General features: G+C 32.0%; 13 protein-coding genes (1 of these 13 running past the window's edge). 4 read left to right on the top strand and 9 right to left on the bottom strand.

Annotated features, from left to right (window positions below; translation table 11 throughout):
* The 4 genes from ACXGQW_RS06085 to ACXGQW_RS06070 all read right to left on the bottom strand — a co-directional run.
* Positions 1-855, bottom strand: the 5' portion of a protein-coding gene (locus ACXGQW_RS06085) for an aminopeptidase P family protein (protein WP_457821074.1). The gene continues 438 nt to the left of window position 1, outside the view; only the first 855 of its 1,293 coding nucleotides appear in the window; the start codon lies at positions 853-855; the stop codon falls past the left edge of the window.
* Positions 856-929: 74 nt separating this feature from the next.
* Positions 930-1,217 carry a Bor/Iss family lipoprotein gene (locus ACXGQW_RS06080; RefSeq protein WP_457821072.1) on the bottom strand — a complete coding sequence of 96 codons (288 nt, stop codon included), beginning with the start codon at positions 1,215-1,217 and terminating at the stop codon, positions 930-932.
* Positions 1,218-1,228: 11 nt separating this feature from the next.
* A complete protein-coding gene (locus tag ACXGQW_RS06075) occupies positions 1,229-1,510 on the bottom strand; it encodes a Bor family protein (RefSeq protein WP_457821070.1) in 282 nt (93 codons plus the stop codon).
* A 92-nt stretch (positions 1,511-1,602) separates the two neighbouring features.
* Entirely contained in the window at positions 1,603-2,466 is an 864-nt protein-coding gene (locus ACXGQW_RS06070; RefSeq protein WP_457821068.1) for a hypothetical protein, read from the bottom strand.
* Between the two features lie 36 nt (positions 2,467-2,502).
* On the opposite strand from ACXGQW_RS06070, the gene ACXGQW_RS06065 reads away from it, so the two are divergent.
* Positions 2,503-2,907 carry a TM2 domain-containing protein gene (locus ACXGQW_RS06065; protein WP_457821066.1) on the top strand — a complete coding sequence of 135 codons (405 nt, stop codon included), beginning with the start codon at positions 2,503-2,505 and terminating at the stop codon, positions 2,905-2,907.
* Between the two features lie 53 nt (positions 2,908-2,960).
* Here the strand turns inward: ACXGQW_RS06065 and ACXGQW_RS06060 are convergent, their stop codons facing one another.
* The 3 genes from ACXGQW_RS06060 to mfd all read right to left on the bottom strand — a co-directional run bounded on the left by ACXGQW_RS06060 (position 2,961) and on the right by mfd (position 7,521).
* Entirely contained in the window at positions 2,961-3,161 is a 201-nt protein-coding gene (locus tag ACXGQW_RS06060; protein ID WP_457821064.1) for a hypothetical protein, read from the bottom strand.
* 513 nt (positions 3,162-3,674) lie between these two features.
* Positions 3,675-4,127, bottom strand: a complete 453-nt coding sequence (locus ACXGQW_RS06055) for a DUF4352 domain-containing protein (RefSeq protein WP_457821062.1) — start codon at positions 4,125-4,127, stop codon at positions 3,675-3,677.
* A gap of 70 nt (positions 4,128-4,197) precedes the next feature.
* Positions 4,198-7,521, bottom strand: a complete 3,324-nt coding sequence (mfd, locus tag ACXGQW_RS06050; RefSeq protein WP_457821060.1) for a transcription-repair coupling factor — start codon at positions 7,519-7,521, stop codon at positions 4,198-4,200.
* A 152-nt stretch (positions 7,522-7,673) separates the two neighbouring features.
* Here mfd and ACXGQW_RS06045 point away from each other — a divergent pair, with 152 nt between their 5' ends.
* Positions 7,674-8,459, top strand: coding sequence for an alpha/beta fold hydrolase (locus ACXGQW_RS06045; protein WP_457821058.1), 786 nt, complete (start codon positions 7,674-7,676; stop codon positions 8,457-8,459).
* A 65-nt stretch (positions 8,460-8,524) separates the two neighbouring features.
* Complete coding sequence (locus tag ACXGQW_RS06040) at positions 8,525-9,994, top strand: sulfatase family protein (RefSeq protein WP_457821056.1); 1,470 nt, start codon at positions 8,525-8,527, stop codon at positions 9,992-9,994.
* Positions 9,995-10,042: 48 nt separating this feature from the next.
* Here ACXGQW_RS06040 and thiL read toward each other — a convergent pair whose 3' ends face one another.
* Together thiL and ACXGQW_RS06030 are read right to left on the bottom strand one after the other, a co-directional pair.
* Complete coding sequence (gene thiL / locus ACXGQW_RS06035; protein ID WP_457821054.1) at positions 10,043-11,101, bottom strand: thiamine-phosphate kinase; 1,059 nt, start codon at positions 11,099-11,101, stop codon at positions 10,043-10,045.
* A gap of 90 nt (positions 11,102-11,191) precedes the next feature.
* Positions 11,192-12,028 carry a hypothetical protein gene (locus tag ACXGQW_RS06030; RefSeq protein ID WP_457821052.1) on the bottom strand — a complete coding sequence of 279 codons (837 nt, stop codon included), beginning with the start codon at positions 12,026-12,028 and terminating at the stop codon, positions 11,192-11,194.
* Between the two features lie 180 nt (positions 12,029-12,208).
* On the opposite strand from ACXGQW_RS06030, the gene ACXGQW_RS06025 reads away from it, so the two are divergent.
* Positions 12,209-12,538 carry a HesB/IscA family protein gene (locus ACXGQW_RS06025; RefSeq protein WP_457821050.1) on the top strand — a complete coding sequence of 110 codons (330 nt, stop codon included), beginning with the start codon at positions 12,209-12,211 and terminating at the stop codon, positions 12,536-12,538.
* Positions 12,539-12,580 lie beyond the last annotated feature (42 nt).

The following is a 12,580-nucleotide window of genomic DNA, read 5'->3' as shown; positions in this document are numbered from 1 at the left end:
AAACTTACCATTTACTGGGATAGTTCTTGTTAAGTCACTGGAATAATTGGCATATTCTGCAGCGCAATCCATGAGTAATAAATCTCCGTCTTTACATTGTTTGTTATTTTGGATGTAGTGTAAAATACATGCACTATGGCCAGAAGCTATTATAGGTGTATAGGCGAAGCCTTTGGATTTGTTTCGGATAAATTCATGAATCCATTCTGCCTCTATTTCATATTCCCATACGTTGGGTTTCACGTAGTTTAAAACACGTTTAAATCCTTTTTTAGTGATGTTGCAGGCTTGTTGTATTAAACTAATTTCTATTTGTGATTTGAGACCTCTTATCTCAAATAAAATAGGAAAGGATGGAGTGTAATTGTAATTAGGGAATTGATTTTTTATTTTTTTAACGAAACGGTCTTCGCGAGATTCCATTTGAGTGTCGGCTCTTTTATGACCGTTTTGATTGAAATAGATGTTTTTAGTTTCTTTGAGTAATTGAGTAATAACTGTGTCAAACTGATCTAACCAATATATAGTGTGGATTCCTGAAACTTGTGTGGCTTGTTTTTTGCTTAGTTTTTCTCCTTCCCAAATAGCGATTAAATCGTTAGTTTCTTTAACAAAAAGAATTTCTCGGTGATTGGGGTTGGATGCGTTAGGACATAAAACCAAAATAGATTCTTCTTGATCGATACCGCTCAAGTAAAATAAATCTCTTTGTTGCTCAAAAGGTAAAGTGCTATCTGCACCAGTTATAAATACGTCATTAGAATTAAAAAATGCGATGGAACTAGGTTCCATTTTTTGCACAAATTTTTTTCTGTTTTGTATAAATAATTGTGGATTGATGGCTTGGTATTTCATAGGAATAAAGGTAAAATAAAAAGCATAAAAAAACCTCTTCTGTTAAGAAGAGGTTTAAGATTTATAGGGATAAATTATTTTTGTACAGTTGTAGTACTTTGACCATAGATACCAAAAGTAAGAGTAGATAAAATTTGGTCAATAACAGTAAATTTTGTCGTTGCCTCAAAGTTATCTGAACCTCCTGCCATTTTTTGAGGTTGAGTAGTTTTTATTGGAGATAATCCCCAAAATAAGTATTGGTTTTTTCCTTTTACTTCTTTACCAGTTTGAGGTCCTTCTCCAAAAGTATGTACAGTCGAGTAACAAGATGTTAATAATAACGAAGACCCTAAAAGTATTGTATATAAAGCTTTTTTCATGATTTTTCCGTTTATTTTGTTACTGTTGTTGTAGTTGGTGAATATATTCCATATGTAATTGCGTTAAGCAATGTATCTATAAAAGAAAATCTTGTTTTAACAGTATAGTCTTTCGCTCCTTGTGCCATCGCTTCGGGTTGAGCCGTTTTTATTGGAGCTAATCCTCTAATTACAAAGTGATTTTTTTTAGTTTTCGAAATACTAGATTTAGCACCGTTTCCGATTGTGTATTCATGCACATAACACGATGTCAAAGACATGCATAATGCAGCTACCATAGCAATTTTTTTCATTGGTTTATTATTTAAATGTTTGAGCAATATTAACAATTTTTTTAACAATTGTTACGTTTTAATAAAACCTTTTCTCAATAATATTCAATGGTTTACTTTAAAATAGTAATCATCGACTCTTCATAAAGGCTCAAAGAAGTTAGTATCTCGTTGCTATTGTTTCCATCAATAAAATTTAAGGATGCTGTTGTTTGTGGAGTTTTTCCTTCGCTTTTAGAGACTACTTTAATCACCGTTCTTTTTTTATTGAGAGGAATGTTAATCGTTTTTACTTGAGATGATATTGTAAAACCCCTGAGGATTATTTTATCATCCACATACAAATCAATAACATCTCCATCAATTTGGCCGTTATCCCAAACTTCTAGTTTTAAGACTTCGTGACTCCAAAAAATTCCCGTGTTCTGGTTTTTCTTTATCACGTTGATATGGTTTGAGCTAACGATTTTATCGGGAACGTCAATCTTATTCTCCTTAAAAGCTTGCTGTATCTTTTTTGATTTTGTAATCTTCTTCAAGATTTTTTTCTGTGCTTTTAAAATACTACCTATTGAATTTAGTTGTAGGGATCCATTTAAACAGGCTGTTCCGTCTGGAAATTTACCTGTAAAATTTCCTTTGATATTTTTTTGATTTTTTGAAAGCTTCATTTTCTCTTTAAAATGAACATAGCAAAAATCTAAATCTTCAAAATCTGCTTTGGTATAAAGTATGGCAATTTCTTTAAAGTGTAAAGTATCATTCAAGTAACCCCCAGTAATAACAGACTTTGTTTCATACTTACCTTTTTCATCGGTAATAGAAGTACCATTAATTACATTGTTTTTTAAAACAAAATTTATTCTGTATTGAACAGGAATGGTGTCATTAACTTTAACGACTCCTAAAAACTCATACGTTTGACTCCATAGCGAATGAGAACATATAAAAATGAAAAGAGTTAAGAAGTGCTTCATATTACTGCGTAATTTGAGATTATAAAAACCATACTTATGAAAACAAATGTACTCTTATTTTTTATGTCGCTATTCATGTTTGCAAGTGTAAATTCTTTCGCGGCTTTTCCTGTAAAAAGGGTAGCTCAAACAGAAGCTACGAATACAACGACAACTACTATTTCTAGCGCGTCACCCTCTGCACCTGCCACACCCTCATCGGACTTACTGGTAGAATCACCACCTTACTATTCACCAGGAACCAATCAAATAGCTGCTTTATTGCTAAGTATCTTCTTGGGAGGAATTGGTATTGATCGTTTTTATTTAGGTTATACTTGGTTAGGAATACTAAAACTTTTAACTGGAGGATTATTTGGTATTTTATGGATTATAGATATTATAAGAATTGCTTTAGGAGATTTAGGTCCTAATGGGACTGGTTACAGTAAAAGACTATAAAACAACAATTTTAATAACAAACAATAAAGGGAGCATTTGCTCCCTTTATTGTTTTATATACTTTTTAAGACCTCCAATGCTTTGGTTACACTATCTATCCTAATAAAAGTAATTAACAAACGCAAACCTACTTTGGTTTCTTTCTCTTTCATGACACACATTTTAGAATTGCTTTGTACATATTTTAAAATTTTGCCAAAAGTTTCTGTACCATAGTATTCACTTTGCTGATCAGAAACAAAATAACAAATCATACGTTTTACAATAATTTGTAAATAAACCCTGATAGATAATAATTCAAGTCTTTATAACTATAATTGAATGTTGTAGTTTAAATTTCTAAGATGAAAAAACATTATTGATGTTCAATTTGGACTATCTGGTCATTTACATTAAGATAATTTGGAATTTGATCATATGGTGAAACATATTCTAGACATCTCTTTATAGATTTTTTTGGCTTTATTATTTTGGTAGTCGAATTGAATAAAGCTAATTCAGGTAAATAATCTATTTTAGTATTTTTGTTATTTACAATTTTTATTTTATCAAAGTCAATTAAAATATTTTCGTTCGATTTATTCGTAAAAGTGAAATATATCTCTGTAAAATATCCATGAACAGTACTTTTTATTTGGATTTTATTTATGGTATAGTCTACTTCTTTATTGAAATTATAAACCTTATTTTTTACATTGTATATTTTAGGATGAATAAGACTACACGACGACACGCTGAATAAAGTGAAGACGATATATACTTTTATCTTACTTGTAAGGGACTTTGATAATTTCATCTTGAATTTTTAAATATTTAGGGTTTTTATTTTCATCGTAGATGAAAAAAAGATTTACTCCTTTACTCCCACCTGCTTTTAATTTTGATTCCTTTAAAATTACGAACGAAAAAGTACCAGTTCTAGTAACATAGCTAGATTTAAATTGAGCCTCTTTTTCTTTATCGACTATTGTAATTTTATTAAAGTCTATTATAGTGGTTTTTTTAGATTTATTTTTGAACTCCATTTTAAGAATATAAAATTTATTCCCTCTAGATGCCTCCATAGTACTATATCTTCCTGTTGGAACTGATTGAAATCTTTGTATTTTTTTAAAAGATACTTCCAAACCACTTTTTAAACTAATGACGTCCTTTTTTAGTTTGATTTTTTTGTTGGTAAGGAATAGTGAGAAAATTGATAGGAAAATTAGATTTTTCATGTGTTAATTTTTAGGCAATTATAATAAATTTTATTTAAAAAAAACTGACCATGTTTTAATACGGTTTTGTTCATATACTTTCCAACACTCCTAATGCTTTGGTTACACTATCTATCCTAATAAAAGTAATTAATAAACGTAAACCTGCTTTGGTTTCTTTCTCTTTCATGACACACATTTTGGAATTGCTTTGTACGTATTTTAAAATTTTGCCAAAAGTTTCTGTACTATAGTATTCACTTTGCTGATCAGAAACAAAATAACCAATCATACGTTTTTGCTTCAATACTAGTTTTTCTAGCCCTAGCTTTTTGGCTAACCACTTAATTCTAACGGAGTCGAGCAAATCAACTACTTGTGTAGGAATTTCACCAAAACGATCTTTTAGATGTCTCTCAAATTCTTGTAATTGAAGTTCCTCTGTTAAAGAACCTAATTTATTATATAAATTGAGCCTTTCTGTGATCGAATTCACATAATCGTCTGGAAATAGAATTTCAAAATCTGTATCGATTTGAATATCGTTTACAAACTCTTTTTGCTCTGTGTCCTCATCATATAAATCTTTAAACTCGTTTTCTTTTAATTCTCTAACGGCTTCTTCTAAGATTTTTTGATAAGTGTCAAAACCAATATCAGTAATAAATCCACTTTGTTCACCACCCAACAAGTCTCCTGCTCCACGAATTTCTAAATCTTTCATGGCAATGTTAATTCCACTACCTAATTCGCTAAACATTTCTAAAGCTTGAATACGTTTGCGCGCATCTTCTGTTATCATGTGGTAAGGAGGACAAATAAAATAACAGAAAGCTTTTTTATTGGAACGACCTACACGACCTCGCATTTGGTGTAAGTCCGACAACCCAAAGTTATTCGCATGATTGATAAAAATGGTATTGGCATTAGGAACATCCAAACCAGATTCTATAATGGTGGTAGCCACTAAAATATCAAAAGAACCTTCCATAAAATTAACCATTACCTCCTCTAGTTTTCTACCTTCCATTTGCCCGTGTCCGATAGCAATTTTAGCATCTGGAATTAAACGTTGCAACATGCCAGCTACTTCCCTTATATTATCTACTCGGTTGTGAATAAAAAATACTTGTCCTCCCCTAGAAATTTCGTACATCACAGCATCTCTAATGGTTTCTTCGCTAAAGCCAACCACGTTAGTTTCTATAGGATGACGGTTTGGTGGCGGTGTTGCAATTACAGATAAATCTCTAGCTGCCATTAAACTAAACTGTAAAGTACGTGGTATGGGAGTGGCTGTGAGTGTTAAAGTATCTACGTTTTCTTTAATGGTTTTTAGTTTGTCTTTTGCGGCAACGCCAAACTTTTGTTCTTCATCAATAATTAATAAACCTAGGTCTTTGTACTTTATTTTGTCAGATACTAGTTGATGTGTTCCAATAATAATATCTAATTTTCCTTCGGCCAAATCTTCTACAATCATCTTCTTTTGCTTAGCCGTTTTAAAACGATTTAAATAGTTGATGTTTACAGGTAAATCTGCCAGCCTTTTTTTAAAAGATTTAAAGTGCTGAAATGCTAAGATAGTGGTGGGGACTAAAACAGCAACTTGCTTGCTGTTGTCTACAGATTTAAAGGCTGCACGTATAGCAACTTCTGTTTTTCCAAAACCCACATCACCACAAATTAACCTATCCATAGGTTTGTCGCTCTCCATATCTGCTTTTACGTCTTGTGTAGCTTTAAACTGATCTGGAGTATCTTCAAACATAAAACTAGCTTCTAGCTCATGTTGCAAATAACTGTCTGGATCAAAACTATATCCTTTTTGATTTTTACGTTTTGCGTATAACTGAATTAAATCGAAAGCAATCTGTTTGACCTTAGTTTTGGCTTTCTGTTTGGCTTTTTTCCAAGCTGGAGACCCTAATTTGTGTACTTTAGGTTCTTTTCCATCTTTTCCTGTAAACTTAGATATTTTGTGAAGAGAGTGAATGCTAATATAAAGTACATCTGCATCACCATAAATTAACTTAATGGCTTCTTGCTTTTTGCCACTCACATCTATTTTTTGTAGGCCTCCAAATTTTCCTATTCCGTGGTCTATATGGGTTACAAAATCGCCTATTTCTAAATTGTTTAGTTCTTGTAAAGTAACCGCTTGCTTTTTAGCAAATCCGTTTTTTAGTTGAAATTTATTATAACGTTCAAATATTTGGTGGTCGGTATAGCAAACTATTTTATGCTGATGATCTACAAATCCTTCGTGAATCTGAAAAACAATAGTTTGATAATCTACATTTTTTTCATTTTCATTAAAAATATCATAGAATCGTCGGGCTTGCTTTTCGTTGCTACAAAACAAGTAGTTTTGATATCCGTTTTCGGTATTCTTTTGCAAGTTTTCAATTAATAAATCAAACTGCTTATTAAAAGAAGGTTGGGGTTCCGTATTACCGTTAATGGTGGCGTTATTAGAACTGTTGTGAACGGAAACTCGACTGTAAGCGTTAAGTTGTTCTTTAACCTGAATACCGTCTAAAAATAGTTCGCTAGGTAAGGTGTGATTGATGTTTTCTGACAGCGTATCAAAACGACTGGTAGCTTTTTCAAACAATGTATTTAAATCATTTTGTAGAATATCCATGCTGTGCGTAAATACGACACTGTTATTAGGAATGAATTTTAAAAATGATTCTCTTTTTTCAGAAAACTGTTTATTTTCTACATTGGGTATGATGTTAACTTTATTGGGTTTTCCAGTAGAAAGTTGGGTTTCCACATCAAAAGTTCTAATACTGTCTACTTCATCACCAAAAAACTCCAAACGGTAGGGTTCGTCGTTGGCAAAGGAAAAGATGTCTATAATTCCGCCACGGACTGCAAAATCTCCTGGTTCTGTAACAAAATCTACGCGGTTAAATTTATACTCAAATAATACTTCGTTAATAAAATCAATACTAAATTCATCACCCGTGGTAATTTTAAAGGTGTTGCTATTCAAATCTTTTTTAGTTACTACTTTTTCAAAAATTGCATTGGGATAGGTAATAATAATCGCTGGTTTTTTTCTAGAATTTAATCTGTTTAAAACCTCTGCTCTCATCAATACGTTTGCATTGTCTATGTCTTCTATTTCGTAAGGTCTTCTGTAAGATCCTGGGTAAAATAGTACATCTTTTTCGTTGACCAGTTTTTCTAAATCGTTTAGGTAATAAGCTGCTTTTTCTTTGTCATCAAAAACAATTAAAAAAGTTTTCTCTGTTTGCTTAAAAGCTTCTGCCACCATAAAAGAAAATGCAGAACCGCTTAATTTACTAACGATACTGTGAAATTTTTCTTTGGATAATTGTTGAATAAATTCTTTAGTAATCTCAGAATTTTGATACGTTTCTAAAAAAGATTGAATTTTCAAAGTCTAAATGTATTTGCTAGCAAATGTAGGATTTATCTACTTTGTTAAAAAGCATTGTATTTAATATATGCTTAGTTAATAGCTTTTATATTTTTCGACAATAAAGTTTATTTAATTGTGTTGACTTTTAGTTATTGTAATATGTTTGCAGCATGGGTCTATACATCACATACAAAAACACAAAAATTCATTATACAGCATCAGGAAAAGGGACCACAGTAGTTTTATTACACGGTTTTTTAGAAAATGTTCATATGTGGAAAAATTTAGAACAGCTATTGGTCTCTAAATATCGTGTGGTTTGCATTGATTTGTTAGGACACGGAAAGTCTGACAACTTGGGCTACGTACACACCATGACTCAAATGGCAGAAGTAGTTAAAGCAGTTTTAGAAGAATTGAACGTTCGTCGTTCTTTTTTTATAGGTCATTCTATGGGTGGTTACGTTTCTCTAGCTTTTGCTGATTTATATCCCGATAACGTAAAAGGTTTGATCTTGTTAAATTCTACAGCTAGGACAGACACTAATGAAAAAAAAACAGGTAGAGATAGAGCCATTGCAGTGGTCAAAGAAAATCATAAATCTTTCATTAGAACTTCTATACCTATGTTGTTTAGGTCTAAGTGTAGAAAAATATATGCTAAAGAAATAGCAGAGGTTAAAAAACAGGCACTAACCACATCACGTCAAGGGATAATTGCAGCTTTAGAGGGTATGAAGATTAGGTTAGATAGGGAAGTACTGCTTCATTTCGGCCCCTACCCATCTTTAATGATTTTAGGTAAAAAAGATCCGGTTTTAAATTATGAGGATTTGATAGAGCAAACAAAGGATAGTAAAACTAGCGTAGTAGAGTTAGAAAATGGACACATGAGCTTGATTGAAGATAGATTAGATGCAGAGAGTGCTATTTTAAGTTTTATAAGAAAAAATTAAATTTTTCAATTAAACTTTTAAGTAAATTCTCTGTCAAAATAAAACAACGATAAAACTATAGTCAGATGACAAATTATAAATTACTACTTCAATTAGGTTTAGCTTTGGCTTTTGTGAGTTTGCAAGCTCAGAAAAAGCCCAACTTAATTATTGTCCATACAGATGAGCATAATTTTAGAACCTTGAGTTGCTATCAAAAATTATTGTCCGAAGAACAAGCTTTTGTTTGGGGAAAAGGTAACAACGTAGATACTCCTAATATTGATAGAATTGCAAATGAAGGAGCAATATGTACGAGTTATTATGCATCATCTCCAGTGTGTACACCCTCTAGATCCTCTGTAGTTACTGGTTTGTACCCTCAAGCAACAGGAGCTCCAAAAAACGGACTCCATATTAGAGAGGATATTCCAACCTTTGCGACTATCTTAAGAGATAATGGTTATGCTACTGCTTATGTGGGGAAATGGCACCTAGCGGGTCACGAAAAGTACACTTTCGGTATTAAATATAAAGCAGGTTTTGAAGACAATCGTTATATGATGCGTGGGGGACATGCTCCATATTTTCACATAAAAGGTGATAAAATAAGAGGAATTAATGAAAAGATAGCGGCAAACTTACCTAAAGAAGAGGTGGTACACTTGACAGATTTTTTTACAGATAAAACTTTAGAAATTTTAGAAAGAGATAAAAACAAACCATTTGCTTTAATGGTTTCTATCCCAGACCCTCACACACCAGATTATGCAAAACCACCTTATGATAAAATGTATAATCACATGGATATCCAAAGGCCTGCAACGATGGACCCCAAGTACACGGCCGTAAAACCATCTTGGGCAAAACCAAGCAAAAATAAAAAAGATAAGAACGAGGCCACTGGAAAGAATGGTTTTGATAAGCAAGCGCTACAGCAATATTTTGGAATGGTAAAGCATATTGATGATAGCGTGGGTAAAATCTTAAAATTTTTGGACGATAACAAATTATCAGACGACACAATCATTATTTTTACGTCAGACCACGGTGATATGTTTTTTGAACACAATAGGAGGAATAAAAATGTGCCCTACGAAGCATCGTCTAGAATTCCGTTTGTAATTCGTTACCCAAATAAAATTAATGCAGGAAAAGTAATTGAAACCGCTTATACCAATGTAGATTTTGCTCCTACCATTTTGAGCTTGATGGGGGTAGAAACCAAAGCAAAATTTCATGGGTCAGATACTTCTGAAGACTTTCTAAATTGCGAAAAGAAGGTTAAAGATGAGAATAGAATTACCTACTTTGCCAAGACTGGTGGTTGGTGGGTAGCTGCGGTTACAGATAGATACAAGTTAATTTTAGATAAAAGTGAAAAGCCATATCTATTTGATTTGGAAAAAGATCCTAATGAGCTCATCAATTTTTACGGAGATAAGGACTACAAGGAGATTGGCGAAAAATTACAGAAAGAACTTTTTGTGATGATGAACAAATATGAAGAACCAGGTTTGATAAAAATGAAAAACAGACCGTATGTAACAGAGTAATAAAAAGGCTATCTAATTCTAGATAGCCTTTTTATCTTAATAGTGTATTTATTTTTTATCTTTATCTAACAAAGCATTCCAACCTTGTGCTGTTAAAGGTACTGCCTGGCTAGCTCTTGTAATTAAGTTCATTCCGCTAGCTTTGTCTGTCATGTGACCAATAACGCTTAAATGAGGATTTCCTTTAATTTTATCAAAGTCACTTTGTGCCACAGTAAATAACAATTCGTAATCCTCGCCGCCACTTAGGGCAACGGTGGTGCTGTTCAATTCAAATTCTTCACAGGTGGAGATTACTTGTGGGTCTAAGGGAATTTTATCTTCATATAAGTTACACCCAACTTTAGACTGTTGGCATAGATGTATAATTTCAGAAGACAAACCATCAGAAATATCAATCATAGAAGTAGGTACAACTTCCAAATCATTTAAAATTCGTACGATGTCTTTTCTAGCTTCGGGTTTTAATTGTCTTTCTATTAGGTAAATATACTGATCCAAGTCAGGCTGATTATTAGGGTCCACTTCAAAAACTTGTTTTTCGCGTTCTAAAACCTGGAAACCTAAATAAGCAGCACCCAAATCACCAGAAACAATGAGTAAGTCATTTTCCTTAGCAGTGTTTCTATAAACAATTTTTTCTTCCTCAGCAGTTCCAATAGCTGTAACACTAATTAACAAACCTTTGGTAGATGAGGTTGTATCACCTCCAATTAAATCAATATTATACTTTTCACACGCGAGCAAAATACCACTGTATAACTCTTCCACAGCTTCTAATGGAAACCTATTGGAAATAGCAATAGATACCGTAATTTGCTTGGCATCGGCATTCATGGCATAAACATCCGATAAGTTGACCATTACGGCCTTATACCCCAAATGTTTTAAAGGCATATAAGACAAATTAAAATGCACACCTTCTACCAATAAATCAGTAGTTACTAAAGTTTTAAGACCTTCGGCATCAATTACGGCACAATCATCACCCACTCCTTTAATCGTGGAACTATGATTGATTTTGAAATGTTCTGTCAAGTGACTAATGAGTCCAAATTCACCCAAACTCGCAATGTCTGTTTTATGTGGAGTTTTATCTTCTAACATTTATTAATGGTATTATTGTTTAATATAAAGTGTCTATAAATAATTAAGTATTAAAATTTTCTAAAGATAAGAGGATATTAGGGGATGAAATTAATTAGATACATAAAATTTAAAGAAAGCATCAGGCTTGTTTTCAAATTTAGCTCTTATGAAATATAAACCTTCTTGTAAATTTTGATTATTAATTTTTCCCCCTAGTGTATTAAAAATTTCTAAATTAACATTCAATATATTAGTTACTAGTTTATAGTTATCTAGTCTGATTTTCAAATTTTCAATTTCTTCATTTTCAGAGACACTAAGTAGCATTTCCTCATTAATTGTAAATGTAGTTTTAGGTAAGGTCTTCCAGAAGCCTTTTTGACCTGAATAATTGGAGTTTAAATTGTCCTCTAAAGGATTAGGGTTATGAATATCACTATAGTAGGTAAGTGAAATATTTTGACTTGGGATACTTCCTAGAAAGGATATTCCGTCGGATGATTCATTGTTGGGTTTGTTTTCATGAACAGAAACGACTAAGTTGTCAATTCCGTTATATTTGAAAGGAGAATCAAAAGTTATCAATATCTCGCTATTATCAACAAATATTTTGCCAGAAAAAACTTCTGTTAGATTAGTAATATTATCATCTAAATCAGAAAATTGAACTTTACTTGTGTGCGCTAAGTAGATAGTCCATTCATCGGAATTTGTATATGCTTCGGGAGATCCAAATGTTGGATACAAATAGTATTTAATGTGGGTTATATCACCAGTCATATTAATATCTGATTGATTATAGATAATTTGTGAATAAGAATAATTATTTGAAGTTCTTATAGGTACAGCTAAAGATTCATCCTCTCCTCCGATAGTTATTTCATTAGGTGGCGTACCAAATGAAAAATTGAAAATAATGAATAATAATAAATGTGCTTTTTTCATTTTGAAAGGTTTATATATTTAATCTACTAATAAATTATAGGAATGTTAATAGAATTTGCAAAGATACATATTACATTGACGAAGTCTATGATGTAATAAATATTATTAATCTCGCTTATGACAAAAATCAGTTTTAAAGTAGTAAATTTGCAAAAAGTTTAGAGTTAATCCATTTAAGTTATGATAAAAGTATCAGATGTGGCTAAGAAAAAAGTAGTAGAACTCATGACCGATGATGGTTATGATGCTATTACTGATTTTGTTAGAGTTGGAGTAAAAAGTGGAGGTTGTTCTGGTTTGTCTTATGAGTTAAAGTTTGACAAAGAAGAGAAAGAGGGAGATAAGGTTTTTGAAGATAATGGTGTGAAAATCGTGGTCGACAAAAAAAGTTTTCTATACTTGGTAGGAACAACATTAGAATATTCGGGAGGTCTAAACGGAACAGGATTTGTTTTTAACAATCCAAATGCCAATAGGACTTGTGGATGTGGAGAGTCTTTTTCACTTTAATTCAAGAATTAAAAAATTCAATGATTGAATAATTTGAAATGA

The sequence above is a fragment of the Wenyingzhuangia sp. IMCC45533 genome (assembly GCF_054111225.1).
Note: the sequence above shows the minus strand (reverse complement) of the source record. Positions and strands in the feature narration are given on the sequence as shown.